Consider the following 18,140-nt stretch of genomic DNA (forward strand, 5'->3'; position numbering starts at 1 on the left):
GATATCCTCCACCGGGCTTTTTCTGTTTCCCGCCCGGCCCGAAGACAGTAATCGGGGCGGGCGTTAAAGCGGGGTCAGATGAAAGCGTTCAACTGACCCCTGGTTTGGCGGCAACTGGGGATCACGCCATCAGGTTGTAGATGAACACGATCACCACGGCAATCGGGGTCACGAACCGGATCAGGTTGTACCACAGGCCGAAGGCGCCGCCGGTCAGGGCCAGGTCGGACTTGAGTGACTCCCGGGCTACGAACCAGCCCACAAACAGGGCCGTGAGCAGGCCGGACAGCGGCAGCATGATGTTGGCTGTGATGTAGTCCAGCAGGTCAAAGATGGTCTTGCCCTCGAACCGTTCGAACATGCCCAGCGGTGTGATATCGGACCACACATTCAGGGACAGGATCGAGGCAATGCCCAGAGCCCAGCACAGCACACCCACCAGCACCGCGCTGCCGGTACGGGCAAGGCTGGTCTTCTCCTCGACCCACTCGACCACCGGCTCCAGCAGGGAAATGCCGGACGTCCACGCCGCGAACAGCAACAGCACGAAGAACAGGGCACCAAACAGGCTGCCAAAGGGCATGTTTCCGAACGCCAGCGGCAGGGTCTGGAAAATCAGGCCGGGGCCGGCACTGGCTTCCAGGCCATTGGCAAACACCACCGGGAAGATGGCCAGGCCCGCCAGCAGGGCAACAGCGGTATCCATGATCGCGACGCTGATGGCGGTACGCCCGATGGACACGTCCCGACCCAGGTAGGAACCGTAGGCCATCATGATCGCCATACCCAAGCTGAGGGTGAAGAAGGCATGACCGAGGGCAACCAGCACACCGCTGACGGTAAGGGCGCCGAAATTCGGACTGAACAGGAAGCTGACCGCCTCACCGAAATGGCCGGTAGTAGTGGCATAGCCCACAGCAACCAGCAGCAGGATGAACAGGGCCGGCATCAGGATGGTGGCCGCACGCTCCAGACCACCTTTCAGGCCCCGGGAGACCACCAGTACAACCAGCGCCATGAACACGGTGTGCCAGATCAGCAGTTGCACCGGGCTGCCGAGCAGGCCGCCGAACAGGTCACCTATGGACTCGGCGGTACCGCCAGTGAAGTCGCCGGCGGCGGCGTGGCCGATGTAGGACGCGGCCCAGCCACCAATCACCGAATAGAAGGAAAGGATGATGAAGGCGGCAAGCATGCCCACGATCGCCGAGATCCGCCAGACGGGAGAGGCAAGGTTACGCTCGGCCACCAGGCGGAAGCTGGTGATCGGGTTGTGCCGGCCGTTCCGGCCGATGAATACCTCGGCCATCATGATGGGAATACCGATGATGGCGATACAGAGCAGGTATACCAGAACAAAGGCACCACCGCCGTTCTCACCGGTGACGTAGGGGAATTTCCAGACGTTGCCGAGGCCAACGGCAGAACCGGTAGCCGCCAGAATGAACGCCAGCCGGGACGACCAGAGGCCACGGGCAGTGTAATCGCCGTTACCCGACACAGAGTTGGATTGAGACATGTTGATTTCCTGTGCTTTTGGCTAAGGAATTGAAAGAGGATCGAGCGCCCGGGGCAGGCCCGGGCTGTTGGGGCGCGATTCTGCCAGCACTGGCGTAACGATGCCAGTGCTGGCGTGTATCAGGCAGTAGCCGCCAGACGGGCCCGGGGATGGAAGCGGGCATTCACCCACAGGGAAAACACGATGACTGCACCACCGATGGCCAGCCGGAGCAAATCGGCATCCCGGTTCCAGATCAACAGGTTGACCAGCAGGCCGGCGGGAACAAGGGCATTGTTCATGATTGCCAGGGTGCCCGCATCCACCTTGCAGGCACCCCGGTTCCACAGGAACAACCCGAGGCCGGAGGCGGCAAAGCCGAGCCAGGCCAGCACGCCCCACTGCAGGCCGGTGGACGGCAACCGCTCGGGATTGCCGAAGATCAGGAACGAAGGCAGAGCAATGATCAGGGCGCCGAAGAAGAAATAGCCGAAGGTCCGGAACGAGCCCAGATCCAGCGGATACCGCTGCATGACATGCTTGTAGCCCACCTGGCCGGCGGCAAAGGTAAAGTTGGCCACCTGCAGCAACAGGAAGCCGGTGACGAAGTCCTGACTCAGGCCGTCATACCGGATGATCCCCGCCCCAACCGTGGCAATCGCCGCCGCCAGCAGAGCCACCGGCGAGAAACGCCGGAAAAGCGCATCATCGAGCAGGGTCACGTACAGGGGCGTGAAAATGGTGAACAACAGGACTTCCGGAACCGTCAGGTAGCTGAACGAGCGGTAGAGACACAGATAGGTCACCCCGAACTGCAGCATACCGGTCACCAGAATACCCAGCTTGAGCCCGGAGGGCACACCGCGCCAGCGGGTAAAGGGCAGGAAAATCAGTGACGCGATCAGTACCCGGGTCAGTACCGCAAAATCACTGTCCACCTGGCCGGCGAGGAACTCTCCGATCAGGCTGAAGGAGAATGCCCAGAGAACCGTAACAAAAATCAGCAAACCCATGTTGATAATCTCTCCCATTAACCGAGGCGCGTACTGTAACCGCTTTTCGGGTAGGATGCAGGCCTGTTTCACATGGAGACCCGGGGACCAAGCGCCACGATGGACGAAACCCACCAGCCATTACCCGAAGCCCGGCAACCGCTACTGAGCCGGGTGTTTACCGAATGGCGCACCCTCGCCATTCTTGGCGGACCGATCCTCATCGCCCAGGTTGCCCAGATGGCGAACGGGGTGATCGATACGGTCATGGCCGGCCATGCCAGTGCCGAGGATCTCGCCGCCGTGGGTATCGGCAGCAGCCTGTGGATGCCGCTGTTCCTGTTCTTCATGGGGGCGCTCAGCGCCCTGCAACCGATCATCTCCGGCTACAACGGCGCGGGCAACCGCGAAAAGATCATGCCGGCCACCTGGCAGGGCCTCTACCTGGCCGCCGGCGGTTCGGTGATCATGATCCTGCTGCTGATCAATGTGAAGCCGGTGCTCACCCTGCTGGAGCTGGACGCCAACACCACCCGCATCACCCAGGGTTACCTGGATGCCTTTGCCTGGGGCGTTCCGGCCATGCTGCTGATGGCCGCCTTGCGCGGCCTGACCGATGGCCTGGGGCACACCCGGGTGATCATGGTGTTCTCGGTGCTCAGCACCCTGATCAATCTGCCCCTGAACTACATCTTCATTTATGGCAAGCTCGGGCTCCCTGCCATGGGTGGTATCGGCTGTGGCTGGGCTACATCGCTGTCCAATGGTTTTGCCGCAGTGGCAATGCTGGTCTACCTGAACCGCAGCCGCGTGTACCGGAGCTTCCACCTGATTGCCGATTGGGCTGCCCCGGACCGGGCAGGCCTGGGTTATATCCTGCGTATCGGCGTGCCGATCGGTTTCACCATTTTCGTCGAAGCCAGCATGTTCGCGGTCATTGCCCTGTTCCTGGCGCCTCTTGGCCCGGTGGTGGTCGCGGGCCACCAGATTGCCCTGAACGTGGTGTCGCTGCTGTTCATGTTGCCGTTGAGCCTGGGCATGGCTCTGACCCTGAGGGTGAGCTTCCTGATCGGGGCCCGGGCGCCGGACAGCGCCCGCCTGATTTCCCGCAGCTCGCTGGTACTGGCGGCGGCCATTGCGCTGGTTTTTGCCACCCTGCTGTACACCTTTTCCCCGGAGATTGCCGCCCTGTATTCGGGCGAGGCCGATGTCCGGGCGGTCACCGTGGCCCTGCTGGGCTTCGCGGCCCTGTTCCAGGTCGCCGATGTGGTGCAGGTGACGTGCATCAGCGCCCTGCGGGGGTACAAGGACACCCGTATCCCCATGTTCATCATGCTGTTTTCATTCTGGGGGATCGGATTGCCGCTGGGTTACGCCCTGACGTTCACCGACTGGATCGTGCCCGCCATGGGGGCTGCGGGATTCTGGGTAGGACTGACCTGTGGCCTTACGTCCGCCAGCCTGCTGCTGGGCTGGCGCCTGTTCTGCTTTACGCCGGATCAGGCTGACTGAAGCAAGGCGCGAATACGGGGCTCCGCAAACACTGCCCGGTCCCGGCCGGTTTCCTTTGCCTGGTACAGGGCGTCGTCGGCTCGGGCAAGCCAGCTGTCCACGCGCTCGCCCCAATCCAGCTCGGCGACACCGAAGGACGCCGTGATGGAACCGCCGGGATGCTTCACATGGTTGCGCAGCAACTGCTGCAGATTACTGATGACGGTCTTGAGTCCCGCCCCGTCGATGGCCGGGACCAGCAGAACAAACTCTTCACCGCCATAGCGGAACAGCTGGTCGGACTTCCGGGTGTTTTTACGAAGCACGTTGACCAGATCGACAAGAACCTCATCCCCGACACTGTGACCGTACTCGTCGTTGATCTGCTTGAAATGATCGATATCCAGCAGGATCAGGGCACAGGAAATTCCGGTCCGGCTGGCATGGGCCTGAGCAATGGCCAGCTCCTCATCCATGGCGCGGCGGTTCTTCACCCCGGTCAATGGATCGATGGTGGCCAGGTGCTCCAGGCGCCGGCGCTGATCCTCATTGCGGCTGGCGAAAACGAAGGCGCAGGCACTGACCACCAGGGCAGTGGAAACGAACGAGCCCATCTGTTCGAGGCTGGAGAAGGCATCGCCAAGGGCAACCATCAGCACCACCGAGGACACATTGATGGCAATGGCGACCCTCGGCGGTGTCAGGAAGAAACTGGTAATCAGGCAGGGGTAGAGCCAGAAGAGCCCGGGGTCACCCACCAGACCCGCCACCACCACGGCCCCGAACGAGGCCACGATGGCCATGACCAGGCCGCTGCGCCGGGTATCCCCGGTCATCCACGCATAGACCACACCACCGCAGACGCCGCAGAGAATCAGGACGTCAACCACGCCGGTCACCAACTCGCCCTGATGAAAGCGCAACACGGCAAACGGCGTGATACCCAGAAAGCCGCTCAGCCCCAGCAGGGTAATGATGGACAGACGAAAATCCGATCTAAGGCGTTGGAACATGGGAAAAGTTTTCCGACAAAGGTCGCATAATGGTCCCAAGCGTAGCCGAACAGGTCCGACAGGTCGTCATGTCTGGCTATTTTTTAACAATGTTTCATGGTGCGTACAGATTAATACGCTGCATCCCTCCAGGCAGACCGTAAAAACCACATAAATAACAGGGAATTGATAACGTAACTCCGCATTCTGGAAACCAAACGTTACCAAGCGGCAAAAACCGGCCATCTATACTGGGATCAGCTGAAATTTCACGGTTACGGTTGTCTATGTCCAACGCCTCTACACCCCAGTCAGACCAGGAATTACTCAACGCCCGCCTGGAACAGGCCAATCAGCAATTGCTGCAGTCGGAAAAACTGGCGGCCATTGGCCAGCTTGCCGCCGGCGTCGCCCACGAGATCAACAATCCCGTGGGTTACGTCTATTCCAACCTGCAAACCCTGGACACCTATCTCAATGACCTGTTCCGGCTGACCGAGGCGGTAGACAGCGCCAGGTCCCTGGATGACCTCCGGGTGATCAAGCAGAACATTGACTACGATTATCTGAGGGACGACCTGCGGGATCTGCTGGCGGAATCTCGGGAGGGCATCGAGCGGGTCAAGACCATCATTGCGGCCATGAAGGACTTCTCCCACATCGAGGAGGAAGAATTCAAGCCGGCGGATATCCATCGGGGCATCGAAACCACCCTGAACGTGGTCAACAACGAACTGAAGTACAAAGCCGAGGTGGTGCGGGAGTTCGGAGAGCTGCCCGAAGTGGAATGCATCATCTCCCAGATCAACCAGGTGGTGATGAACCTGCTGGTCAACGCCGCCCATGCCATCGAAAGTTTTGGCCGGATCACCATTCGCACGCGCCAGCAGGGTGACACTGCCATCATCGAAGTGCAGGACACCGGCAAAGGCATCTCGCCGGAGCACCGGCACCGGATCTTCGAACCGTTCTTTACCACCAAGCCGGTCGGCAAAGGCACGGGCCTGGGCCTCTCCCTGTCCTTCAACATCATCGAAAAGCACCAGGGCAGCCTTGACGTGGACAGCACTCCCGGTGAAGGCACCTGCTTCCGTCTGACCCTGCCCATCACTCAGCCCGACCCCAACAACGAATAACCACGGCGACACGGAGACAAGCCATGATCAAGATCCAGCTGGTGGACGACGAACGCAATATTCTTAGTGCCCTGCGCCGGCTGCTCAAACCGGAGGGCTGGGAGGTGCATACCTACGACAATGTCGAGGAAGCCCTCGGCAGCCTCCTGGAGCACGAGTACGCCGTGATCATCTCGGATTACCGGATGCCCACCGCCGACGGCGTCACCTATCTGCAGTTCGCCAAACAGCGCCAGCCCGATGCCATCCGCCTGGTGCTCAGTGCCTACGGTGACCGGGAGTCCATGATCAAGGCCATCAACCAGGCAGAAGTGCATCGGTACCTGTCCAAACCCTGGGAAGACCATGAGGTGGTGAGTGTCATCCGCTCGGCCATCGACCTGTACCAGCTGAAAAAGGAAAACCAGCGCCTGCGCCAGGAAAACGACCGCCAGAAAGACATGCTCCGGGCCCGTGAGGAAGAATTGTTGCGGCTGGAGGCCGAGAACCCGGGCATCACCCGGGTCCAGCGGGATGCCGATGGCTCGGTGCTGATTGGCAACGATGACTGAAGCGGACCTGCGTAATGCCTGATTTCAGCCCGGAAGACAACAAGCTCGCCCTGAAGGTGGTGTTCTACGGCCCGGCCCTGAGCGGCAAGACCACCAACCTGATGCAGCTGCATTCCCTGCTCAATCCCGAGCGCAAGGGCGAGCTGATGGTGCTCGAGACCCGGGACGACCGCACCCTGTTCTTCGACATGCTGCCCATCGGTCTGCGCAGCCGCTCCGGGCTGGACCTGAGGCTGAAGCTCTATACCGTGCCCGGACAGGTCCAGCACGACAGTACCCGCAAGGCGGTATTGTCCCGGGCCGACGGGGTGGTGTTCGTGGCCGACTCCCAGGTCGCCCAGCAGGACAACAACGCCATCGCCTTCGGCAACCTGGAAGACAACCTGGACAAAGTGGGCCTGGATATCGACGCCCTGCCCATGGTGGTGCAATTCAACAAGCGCGACCTGCCTGCCGTGGTGGACGAGGCCGAACTCCAGGCACGCTGGGCGGGTACGCCCTGGGCGCCACTGGCCATGGCCTCCGCCCTTCAGGGCACGGGAGTCATCGAAACCTTCCGGACTCTGCTCGACCGCCTTTATACAGGCATCGATGCCGAGTTCGACCTTGCCGGCAAGCACGGCATTGACCGGGCCACTTTCATTGGCCGACTGAGCGCCAGCCACGGGGTGGATGATGCGTAACTTCGAGGACGATCCGACACTGTCCGACCTGCTGACCCCGGACCAGCTCCAGAGACTGAGCAACGGGCTGAGCGCCCTGTGCCGGGCGCCGGTGGTGATCAGCGAAAACCGTGCCGGGGACGCCGTTCCGGTGGAATTCAACCTGGAAACCGTCGGCTGGCTGAGCGGTGGCGCCTCGGCCGTGGAACGGGGGGCCGCGGCCGAACTGGTATCCTTCCTGATGCTGTTCGTGGCCAAGTATCGCCTGGCCGCCAATATCCACCATGACACCACCGAAGCCAGCTATGCGGAGCTTCAGCGTCAGAACGAGGCCCTCAGGGCATCCGAGGCCAAATACCGGGAACTGTCCGACCAGTTGCAACAGAAAGTGGATGAACAGGTCGCCGTGATCCGCCAGACCCAGCAGGAACTCTACGAGAGTGCCCGGTTGCGCTCGGTTGGTCATCTGGCCGCCGGTGTCGCCCACGAAATCAACAATCCCGTCGGGTTCATCAGCAGCAACCTGCGGGTGGCCCGGGACTATGTCCAGAATCTGGAGCCCCTGCTGCCTGAAACCGCCGAGAACTGGGAACTGCTGGAGGATTTCCACGATCTGCTGAACGAGTCGATCGATGGAACCGACCGCATTGCCAGCATCGTCGCTGACCTGAAGACCTTCTCCAGCATCGATCAGGCCGACAATGCCCTGTGCGACCTGAACAGCCTGCTGCGCAGCGCCTGTCACCTGGTACAGACCGAGCATGACCACCGACTGAACATCACCGAGAACCTTGCAGAGCTGCCCAGGATCCCGGGCCATCCGTCCAGGCTGTCGCAGACCCTTTTCAATTTGCTGGACAACGCGGCCCGGGCGGTCGGGGAGGATGGCCGCATCCTGGTCAGGACCCTGGCGGACAATACCGGTATCCAGGTGATCATCCAGGACAACGGCTGCGGCATCCCGGAGACGATTCGCAGCCAGGTCTTCGATGCCTTTTTCACCACCCGGCCGGTGGGATCCGGCACCGGGTTGGGACTCACCGTGGCCCGGGATACGGTCCGCGCCCACGGTGGCCAACTGACACTCGACAGCCAGGAGGGGGCGGGTACCCGAGTCGTCCTCTCACTGCCAGTCCAACAAGGTTCCTGAATGGCAAATCGCTACGCATCCCTGTTCTACGGAAACGACACCGACAAACAACCGGCCCCGGAGCCGACCAAGCGCGCCGCGCCCTATCGCCTGCTGCTGGTGGACGACGAGCCCAACATCCTGGCGTCCCTGCGCCGGGTGTTCCAGCGGGAAAACTACGAACTTCTGTTCGCCCGCAGCGGTGCCGAGGCCCTGAAAATCCTGGAAAAGCAGCCGGTCGAGCTGATCATGACCGACTTCATGATGCCGGGCATGAATGGCAGCGAACTGCTCAGGGAAGTCCGGGAGCGCTGGCCCCAGACCATCCGCATCATGCTCACCGGTCACGCCAACACCGACGCGGTGATGGGCTCGATCAAGGACGGTGCGGTCTACCGGTTCATCCTCAAGCCCTGGAACGATGACGACATCCGCCTGACCATCGCCCTGGCGCTGGAACAGTACGAGCTGATGCAGCGCAACCGGAGCCTGGAGCAACAGACCCAGAAACAGGGCCGCGACCTCGAGACCATCAGCAAGCTGACTGCCACCAACCGCAGCCAGCTGGCCATCCTGTTGCACAAGAAAGGCTGGCTCAATCCCCAGCAGATCCAGCAGCTGCACCGGGAAATGCAGAGCCAGAAAACACCGGTGGTGCGCCAGCTGCTCAAGCATGACTGGGTGGACTTCACCAAGGTCTTCGAACTGCTGCGGGACGACATGCTGTTCGAAGAGGTGGACCTGAGGGAGTTCCAGCCGGACCCCAGCCTGCTGTCCCTGGTCCCCCAGAAAATCTGTACCCGCCAGCTGGTGCTGCCGCTGCGGGCCAGTGGCCAGCGCCTGCGCCTGGCCATGGTGGACCCCATGGACATCAACCTGATCGACGAGCTGGGGTTCATGACCGGCTACACCATCCACCCGCTGCTGTGCGAAACCTCGCAGATGCAGAACAAGCTGGCTGAGATCTTCGGCGACACCAACGATCTGGACGATATCACCACCAAGGTGGGCTCCGACGATCCCTACGAGGGCATCGAGATCGTGCTGGACGAGGACGCCGACCAGGAATCCCTGGAACAGTTGCTCGGCAGCTCCGAAGAGCCACCGGCGATCCGGCTGGTGAATGCCATTATCCTCGAGGCCCTGCGCCTGGGCGCCAGCGACATCCACGTTCATCCCCGCACCAAGTCGCTGGTGGTGCGCTACCGCATTGACGGCGTGCTTCAGGACAAGATCCACATCCCGACCAACCTGCTGATGTCGGTGGTCTCGCGCATCAAGGTCATGGCGGAGCTGGACATCACCGAGCGGCGACGCCCCCAGGATGGCCGGATCACCGTCAAGACCCCGATGCGGATCGTCGACCTGCGGATTTCCACCCTGCCCACCATCAACGGGGAGAAGGTGGTCATGCGGGTGCTGGAGCGCCAGTCTTCGGCCCAGTCCCTGGAGGATCTCGGACTGTCACAGCACAACCTGGCCCGGCTCAAGCATGTCATTGCCAAGCCCCAGGGCATCATCCTGGCCACCGGTCCCACCGGTAGCGGCAAGACCACCACCCTGTATGCGCTGCTGCAGCACAATGCCTCGCCGGAGCGCAATTACGTCACCATCGAGGACCCGGTGGAGTTCCATGTCGACATGGCCGGCCAGGTGCCGGTCAAGGACCGGATAGGGCTGGATTTCGCCAGCGTGCTGCGGGCAATCCTGCGCCAGGATCCGGATGTGATCCTGCTGGGCGAGATCCGGGATGAGGAAACCGCCGATGTGGCGTTCCACGCGGCGATGACCGGGCACCTGGTCTATTCTACCCTGCATACCAGTTCTGCCGCGGCCACCGTGGCGCGACTGCTGGATCTCGGCCTGAAGCCATTCGTGCTGGCCTCGGCGCTGGAAGCCATCATCGCCCAGCGTCTGGTGCGGCGGATCTGCACCCACTGCCGGGAAGAAACCGAGCGGCCCACGGAGGTTTTGGAACAGCTGGGGCCACAGTTCCTGAGTGAGGATCTGCGTTTCTATCGCGGCCGGGGCTGCGAGAAATGTCACAAGGGCTACAAGGGCCGGGTCGCCATTCACGAAGTGCTGACCATGAACGAGGAACTCCGGATTGCCATTACCGAAGGGGCCAGCGCCATGCAGATCGAGACCCTCGCCCGGGAGAAGGGCATGATGGTGCTGCTGGACGATGCCCTGGAAAAACTGCGCGACGGTCTGACCACTGCCGACGAAATCCTGCGCCTGCTGGGGCCCCAGGTACTCCATGGTTAACGCGCTCAAGCGACCGGCCTTCTGGTACTGCCTGACCCTCGCCCTGGCCATATCCCTGGGTTCCGTGGGTCTGATAATCCTGATCGACTTCGGTATCAGCGGACCGGAAGGCGTCGGCCGCCTGTCACTGCGTCCCGGTGCCGGGCTGGTAGCACTGACCCTCTGCGCCGCCTTCCTGGCGCTGTTGTTGCGGTACCGCTGGCTCGCGACCGGCCTGGGCTTCATCCTCATTGTCCTTGCCTCGCTGCTGACACTGGCACCCCATTTTCCCGAGAGCGACTGGCTGGACATCGCCGCTCTCAACCCGTTACTGCTGCTGGTGATTCTGCTGATCAGCCTGAGCGGGCTGGCCGCCATGCACCTTTCCCGGGGCTGGTTTGTCGGGCTGGTCTGCGGCCCGATGGTGTTCGGCCTCGGTCTGCTGTCGCTGCTGTCCCACTGGTATCCGGCATTGTCCGCCCTGGGGCAGGGCAATATCACCGAATCCACCCTAGTCCTCAGCCCCCTGGTGATGCTCGCGGGTTTGACCCTGCCGTTCCTGTATTCCATCTATCGCAGTGAAGTGCAGTTTTATTCCAAGGGCCTGCTTGTGCTTGGCATCCTGGGCATCCTGGTCACCACTCTGAGCTGGCACGCCCTGCGTCTGCAATCCGGCGAGCGTCTGATCGAGCGTGCCGAGTCACTGGCGAGTCAGCTCGAGGCTTCGGCCGACTCCGCGTTCGGTGTCAAACTGGCTTTGATCCGCCGTCTGGCTGAACGCTGGGAACTGCTTGATGGCGTTCCACCGGAAAGTTTCTGGGAACAGGAAGTGAGCAGCTACCTCCGTGACTTCCCGGACCTCCGGCTGATCACCATCCTCAACCGGGAGCACAGCCCGGTGCGAACCGAATCCCGCACCCTCGGCTACCGTGGCTGGCTGGAAATCTTCGTGTCAGACCAGCAAAACCGGGATTGGCTCAATCACACCATCGAGTCCCGCAACGCGCATCTCAGTGCACCACTGGTGGACAATCAGAACCGTTATCACGCAGCCGTTGCCGTTCCGATCACTCCGGGCCCGAGTTATTCGTGGTCAGTTCTTGCCGTGGTGGATCTCCAGACCGTCTACGAGAAGTTGACGGCCCACTATGACGGCAACTTGCATATCAAGGTGTACCACCACGACCAGGCCGTCTTCGATAGCGCACCGGATATCCCCCCGACCCAGGAATCACTGCTGGCCTCCCACAGGATCACGCCACACCACGACAGTGAACGCAGGATAGAGGTCTACACCCGCAGAGGCAGCCTTCCCCCGGGTGAACTCTACCTACCGCCGGCGGTATTGTTCACCGGCCTGGGACTAAGCTTCCTGGTTATGCTGTCGCATTTTTTCTGGCGTCAGTCCGAACAACGAGCCCGCAGCCTGGCGGAACTGAACGACGTGCTGAACCAGCACCTGGAAGAGGAGCGGGAGCTGCGGACCACCAACGAAACCCTGTCCCGGGAACGGGACCAGTTTTTCGCACTGTCTCCGGACATGTTCTGCATCGTTGACCTGAACAGCCATTTTTTCGAGCTCAACGAAACCTTTGTCCATACCCTGGGCTACACCCGGGAGCAGCTGCTGGGCAGTTCCTATATGGACCTGATCCATGCCGAAGACCACGAGAAAGTCGTCCGGGCGGTACAAGCACTGACCGAGGGCCATGAGATCAAGGACCTGCTGGTCCGGGCGCTGGACTTTGAAGGCAACCCGCACTGGTTGCAGATCAATGCCATCCTCAGTGCCGACGACCTGATCTACGTGGTTGCCAGGGATACCACCGAACAGCTGGCGATTGAAGAAAAGCTGAGAGAAAACGAGGCCCTGCTCAAACTGGCTGAGCGCCTGGCGCTGCTGGGCGGCTGGGTAGTCGACCTGTCAACCGGCCAATCCGTCTGGTCGGATGGCGTCTGCGATATCCACGAATTACCGCGGGGTCAGGCGCCGGACGTAGAGGACGCCATCAATTTCTATGTCGACGAGCACCGGGAGCAGATTCGGGCAGCGGTGCTGCTCTGCATGGAGACCGGCATTCCCTTCGACGAGGAGCTGCAGATACGCACCGCCAAGGGCAACCTGCGCTGGGTTCGATCCATCGGTCATGCGGTGCAGGACGATGAGGGCAAGGTGGTGAAACTTCAGGGCGCGTTCCAGGACATCACCACCAGCCATCAGGCGATGGAGCAAATAAGGCGCTATGCGGAACGACAGGCGAACATCTTCGAGAGTATCACCGATGCTTTCTTTACCCTCGATGCCGACTGGCGCTTTACCTACGTCAACCGAAAGTCAGAAGAACTCCTGCACCAAAAACGGGAAGATCTGATCGGACACAGTCTGTGGGAAATGTTTCCCGAGGCCATCGGGACAGAATTCGATGACCAGTACAGCCATGCCATGGAAACCGGCGAATCCGTTTCTTTTGAAGCGTATTATGCGCCCCTGGATAACTGGCTCGAAGTCAGCGCCTACCCGTCCGACGAAGGTCTCGCGGTGTACTATCGCAGCATCCGGGAGCGCAAGGAAGCTCAGCAGAAGCTGGAAGCGGCCATGGCCGAACTGGAACGGAGTAACCGCGAACTCCAGGATTTCGCCTTCGTGGCGTCCCACGACCTGCAGGAACCCCTGCGCAAGATCCAGGCTTTCTCCGACCGGCTGATGACCAAATCCGACCAGTTCGGCCCCAGCGAACAGGACTACCTGAAACGCATGCAGTCCGCCGCCGGACGCATGCAGCAGCTGATCGAGGACCTGCTGAGCTACTCCCGGGTCACCACCCGCGCCAAACCGATGGCGCTGTGCCACACCGATGACGTCCTTACCGGCGTGCTTCAGGACCTGGACACCGCCATTGCCCGGGAGCAGGCCCGCATTAACATTCAGCCGCTGCCGGATCTGGTGGGAGACGCGACCCAGCTGCGCCAGGTATTCCAGAACCTGCTCAGCAACGCCATCAAATTCCATACCCCTGGCACACCCCCGGAAATTTCCGTCTATGCTGAGGATGTGAATGACTCGGGCTGGACGCTGGTGGTGCAGGACAGGGGGATCGGATTCGACCCACGCTACACCCAGAAACTGTTCCACCCGTTCCAGCGCCTGCATAGCCGGGAGGGGTATGCGGGTACCGGGATTGGCATGGCCATTGTGAAGAAAATCCTGGATCGCCACGGTGCGGAGATCACCGTGGTTAGCGCACCCGGCGAAGGAACCACGTTCCGGATCCGGTTCACAAGCAGTCCTGCACAGGAGCAGAGCAAGGATGGATAAACCTGTAAAACCCGCCCTGGTGGTGGTTGCCGATGATGACCCGGACGACTGTCTGATGATCCGGGAAGCCTTCGAGGACCAGTGTGCCGACTGCACGCTGTGCTTTGTCCACGATGGCGAAGAACTGATGGATTTCCTCCACGGCCAGCATCCGGACCGCGAGGGCCAGACCTGTCCGATTCCGGACCTGTTGCTGCTGGATCTGAACATGCCGCTCAAGGATGGCCGCCAGTCCCTGCAGGAGATCAAGTCGGATCCCCGGCTACAGGTACTGCCTACGGTCATCATGACCACATCCAGTGATCAGGATGACCGCGACTTCTGCCAGCAGCGGGGAGCCAATGACTATATCGTCAAGCCCCGGAAATACAGCGATCTGCTGGATGTCGTAGAGTCACTCACAAAACAGTGGATCAACAAGGAACATGACTGAGCCGATGCTCCGTGTCCTGCTCATCGAGGACGACGAAGACGATTACCTGATCACACGGGATCTCCTGCACGACGTCAGCCCTTCGGGCGTTGAACTGATCTGGCTGGACACCATGGCTGCCGGGCTCGAAACCCTGGACCACGAGCAAATCGATGTCACCCTCGTCGATCTCCGACTGGGCCCGGATTCCGGCCTGGATGTCATCCGGGAAGCCCAGGACCGGGGGATTACCTCTCCTTTCATCCTGCTCACCGGCCAGGGCGATGCCGATCTGGATGCCCGGGCGGTGGAACTGGGCGCGGCGGATTACCTCGTCAAGGGCCGGCTGGATGGTCATACCCTGATTCGAAGCATCCGCTACGCCGTGGACCGGGCCGCCGCCAACGAAGATCTGGCCAGCAGCGAGGCCCATTACCGACTGTTGTTTGAAAACAATCCGGCGCCCATGTACCTGGTACAGCCTGAGTCGGGACGTATCGAATCCATGAACCGGGCCGCCCTGGCACTCTATGACTTCCGGGCCGAAGAAGTCGCAGACTTGTCACTGTCGGATCTGCGCTGCAATACCAGCCCTGTTCCGCGGGAAGGTGTCATCCTGCGCGAGGGCAGCACCCTGGAAGAACACCGGACCCGGGATGGCGACAGCCTGTATGTCGAACTCCTGACCGAACGCATTGTGCTCGACCATCACCCCCTCGATCTGGTGATGGTTACCGACATGACCCGGCAGATTGATAACAGCCGTCGGCTGCGCCTACTGCAACAGTGCATCGAGTCCAGCTCCAACGGCATTGTCATCGCCGATGCCCAGAGACCGGACATGCCCCTGGTGTACGTGAACCCCACGTTCGAACGTATCACCGGCTTCAGCCCGGAAGAGGCGGTCGGCCGGAACTGCCGGTTCCTGCAGGGCTACAGTGACGATCCGAGCAACGAACAGGCACTCTCGGAGATCCGCAAAGCCCTCGCCACCGGTGGCGAGACCTCCGTGGTGCTACGCAACTTCCGCAAGGATGGCACGCCGTTCTGGAACGACCTGTACCTGTCACCGATCCGCAACGACGAGGGTGAAGTGACCCACTTTGTCGGCGTCCAGAACGATATTTCCGAGCGCAAGGATGTGGAGAACCAGCTGGCCTACAACGCCAGCCACGATGTGCTCACCCAACTTCCCAACCGGGCCCTGCTGGAAGACCGCCTGGAACAGGCCTGCCGCTTCGCACAGCGCCATGGCCGCACCCTGGCCCTGCTGTTCATCGACCTGGACGGCTTCAAGCTGATCAATGACTCCCTCGGCCATCGCACCGGCGACCAGCTGCTGATTGAAGTGGCTCGCCGGCTCATGGAGGTCTGCCGGACCGGTGATACCGTAGCCAGGGTCAGTGGCGACGAGTATGTGATGTTGTTGCCGGATCTGGCCCGCAACGATGACGCCCTGATGGTGGTCGAGCAGATCATGCGCACGCTCTCTGCGCCCTATAAGGTCAACGACGAAAATCTGCACCTGACCGCCAGCGTTGGTATCGCCACCACCGACGGCAGCATCAGCCAGCCCACGGAACTGATCCAGCAAGCCGACCTGGCCATGTACCGGGCCAAACAGATGGGGCGTAACACCTACCAGTGGTTCTCCGAGCAGCTCAACACCGAGGCCAGCTACCGGGTCAAGCTGCGCAACGAGCTGCAGGATGCCATCGACAATGAGCGGCTCACCCTCTATTACCAGCCATTGGTCGATTCCCGCACCGGCAAGGCCCGGGCGGTGGAAGCCCTGGTGCGCTGGGATCATCCGGAACGGGGCCTGGTATCGCCCGGGGATTTCCTGCCCCTGGCGGAGGAGACCGGCCAGATCATCGCCCTGGGCCAGTGGGTGTTGGAGCAGGCCTGCAGAGACATGCTCCGGCTGCATAAGGCCGGGTTCCGGGACTGCACCGTCGCGGTAAACGTGTCACCCATGCAGGTAAGAAAAGCCGGATTTATTGGCGCTGTTGGCGACGCACTGGAAGCCTCCGGTCTGCCCCCGGAAGCGCTGGAACTGGAAATTGTCGAGTCGGCGGTGCTCTACGACGCCGATCAGGTGATCCGGACCCTGCATGATCTGAGAGATCTCGGGGTAGGCATTGCCATTGACGATTTTGGTACCGGCTTTTCCAGCCTCAGCTACATCAAGCTGCTGCCAGCCAGCAAGATCAAGATTGACCGCTCGTTCATCCGGGATGTCATCCAGGACCGCAGCGACGCCGCCATCACCCAGGGGGTGATTTCCATGGCCCACCACCTGTCCCTGGACGTGGTGGCGGAAGGGGTGGAGACCGACGCTCAGGCGGCGTTCCTGCGCCGGAACCAGTGCGACCTGCTGCAGGGATTCCTGTTCGCCCGGCCCATGCCCCTCAATTTGCTGGAAGAGTACATGCACACCCGGGGCGGTTACGCCAACAACACTGCCGATGATCAGGACAGCCCGGAGAAAACCCTGTTGCTGCTGGATGATGAAAGCAACATCCTGCGGGCACTTACCCGGGTATTACGGCGGGATGGCTACCGGATCCTGACCACCAGCAGTGTGCATGAAGCATTCAGCCTGCTGGCAGAGAACGATGTCCAGGTGATCATCTCGGACCAGCGGATGCCGGAAATGTCAGGCACAGAATTTCTCAGCCGGGTGAAGGCGATACACCCGGATACCGTCCGCATCGTGCTATCCGGATACACCGACCTGAAATCGGTGACGGAAGCCATCAACGAGGGCTCTATCTACAAATTCCTGACCAAGCCCTGGGACGACAAACAGATCCGTGAGCACGTGCAGAAGGCGTTCCAGCACCACCAGACCCTTCAGGGCTGATCAGATCAACCCCAGGGCTTTGGCATGGTGGTTCAGGTGATCATCGATGAACGAGGCGATGAAGAAATAGCTGTGGTCGTAGCCCCGGTGCATGCGCAGATTGATGTGGTGGTGGAACTTTTCACAGATATCCGCCAGCGCCTCCGGGTTGAGCTGAGTCTCGAGAAACTCGTCGGCGGTGCCCTGGTCCACCAGCAGCGGCAGACGTTCCCGGGCCGTGGGGATCAGCAAGGTAGCATCCCACTGCTCCCAGCTTGAGCGATCATCGCCCAGGTAACCACTGAACGCCTTCTGGCCCCAGGGGCACTCGGTGGGATTGGCAATCGGCGCAAAGGCGGAAACAGACTGGTAGTGCCCCGGATTCTTCAGGGCACAGATCAGGGCACCGTGCCCACCCATGGAATGGCCACTGACCGATCGCTGGTCCGTCACCGGTAGTTCGTTCTCCACCAGCTGCGGCAACTCCTTCACCACGTAATCGTACATCCGGTAGTGGGGTGCCCAGGGCTGCTGGGTGGCATTGATGTAAAAACCCGCGCCGGTTCCGAAGTCGTAGCTGTCATCCTCGCCCGGCAGGTTGAGTCCCCGTGGGCTGGTGTCCGGGCACACGATGGCCAGGCCCAGTTTCGCGGCCAGTTTCTGGGCACCGGCTTTCTGCATGAAGTTCTGGTCGGTGCAGGTCAGCCCGGACAGCCAGTAGAGCACCGGCGCCGGCCTGGGCGAGCTGCCCACGGCGGAGGGGGGCAGAAACACCGCGAACTCCATATCGCATTCAAGGCTCGCGGAGGTGTGGCGGTAACGGCGGTGCTCGCCACCAAAACAAACGTTTGTGGATAGCAGTTCCATAA

General features: G+C 61.2%; 13 protein-coding genes. 9 read left to right on the forward strand and 4 right to left on the reverse strand.

The window, feature by feature from the left end:
• Positions 1-121 precede the first annotated feature (121 nt).
• Together DET50_RS05695 and DET50_RS05700 are read right to left on the reverse strand one after the other, a co-directional pair.
• Positions 122-1,519 (reverse strand): sodium-dependent transporter, encoded by a 1,398-nt coding sequence (locus DET50_RS05695; protein WP_113861911.1) that lies wholly within the window; start codon positions 1,517-1,519, stop codon positions 122-124.
• 119 nt (positions 1,520-1,638) lie between these two features.
• Entirely contained in the window at positions 1,639-2,511 is an 873-nt protein-coding gene (locus DET50_RS05700) for a carboxylate/amino acid/amine transporter (protein ID WP_113861980.1), read from the reverse strand.
• 99 nt (positions 2,512-2,610) lie between these two features.
• On the opposite strand from DET50_RS05700, the gene DET50_RS05705 reads away from it, so the two are divergent.
• Complete coding sequence (locus DET50_RS05705; protein ID WP_113861912.1) at positions 2,611-4,002, forward strand: MATE family efflux transporter; 1,392 nt, start codon at positions 2,611-2,613, stop codon at positions 4,000-4,002.
• Here DET50_RS05705 and DET50_RS05710 read toward each other — a convergent pair.
• Complete coding sequence (locus tag DET50_RS05710; protein WP_113861913.1) at positions 3,990-4,994, reverse strand: GGDEF domain-containing protein; 1,005 nt, start codon at positions 4,992-4,994, stop codon at positions 3,990-3,992. The genes DET50_RS05705 and DET50_RS05710 overlap by 13 nt on opposite strands.
• Positions 4,995-5,260: 266 nt before the next feature.
• Here DET50_RS05710 and DET50_RS05715 point away from each other — a divergent pair, with 266 nt between their 5' ends.
• From DET50_RS05715 to DET50_RS05750, 8 genes are read left to right on the forward strand one after another with little or no spacing between them, the layout of a single operon-like run.
• Positions 5,261-6,109: an ATP-binding protein gene (locus tag DET50_RS05715; protein WP_113861914.1), complete on the forward strand. Its 849-nt coding sequence runs from the start codon at positions 5,261-5,263 to the stop codon at positions 6,107-6,109.
• 23 nt (positions 6,110-6,132) lie between these two features.
• A complete protein-coding gene (locus DET50_RS05720; RefSeq protein ID WP_113861915.1) occupies positions 6,133-6,660 on the forward strand; it encodes a response regulator in 528 nt (175 codons plus the stop codon).
• 14 nt (positions 6,661-6,674) lie between these two features.
• Positions 6,675-7,343, forward strand: coding sequence for a GTP-binding protein (locus DET50_RS05725; protein WP_113861916.1), 669 nt, complete (start codon positions 6,675-6,677; stop codon positions 7,341-7,343).
• Complete coding sequence (locus DET50_RS05730; protein ID WP_113861917.1) at positions 7,336-8,472, forward strand: sensor histidine kinase; 1,137 nt, start codon at positions 7,336-7,338, stop codon at positions 8,470-8,472. The genes DET50_RS05725 and DET50_RS05730 overlap by 8 nt, the downstream gene beginning before the upstream one ends.
• A complete protein-coding gene (locus DET50_RS05735) occupies positions 8,473-10,719 on the forward strand; it encodes an ATPase, T2SS/T4P/T4SS family (RefSeq protein WP_113861918.1) in 2,247 nt (748 codons plus the stop codon).
• Positions 10,712-14,014 (forward strand): PAS domain-containing protein, encoded by a 3,303-nt coding sequence (locus DET50_RS05740; protein WP_113861919.1) that lies wholly within the window; start codon positions 10,712-10,714, stop codon positions 14,012-14,014. The genes DET50_RS05735 and DET50_RS05740 overlap by 8 nt, the downstream gene beginning before the upstream one ends.
• Positions 14,007-14,447, forward strand: coding sequence for a response regulator (locus DET50_RS05745; protein WP_113861920.1), 441 nt, complete (start codon positions 14,007-14,009; stop codon positions 14,445-14,447). The genes DET50_RS05740 and DET50_RS05745 overlap by 8 nt, the downstream gene beginning before the upstream one ends.
• On the forward strand, positions 14,440-17,292 hold the full coding sequence (locus DET50_RS05750) for an EAL domain-containing protein (protein ID WP_113861921.1): 2,853 nt from the start codon (positions 14,440-14,442) through the stop codon (positions 17,290-17,292). Before DET50_RS05745 ends, DET50_RS05750 begins: the two co-directional genes overlap by 8 nt.
• On the opposite strand, the gene fghA is transcribed toward DET50_RS05750, so the two are convergent.
• A complete protein-coding gene (fghA, locus tag DET50_RS05755; protein WP_113861922.1) occupies positions 17,293-18,138 on the reverse strand; it encodes an S-formylglutathione hydrolase in 846 nt (281 codons plus the stop codon). It abuts the gene before it with no gap.
• Positions 18,139-18,140: the final 2 nt, after the last annotated feature.

Source organism: Marinobacter pelagius (assembly GCF_003315345.1).
Classification (GTDB): Bacteria; Pseudomonadota; Gammaproteobacteria; order Pseudomonadales; family Oleiphilaceae; genus Marinobacter; species Marinobacter pelagius_A.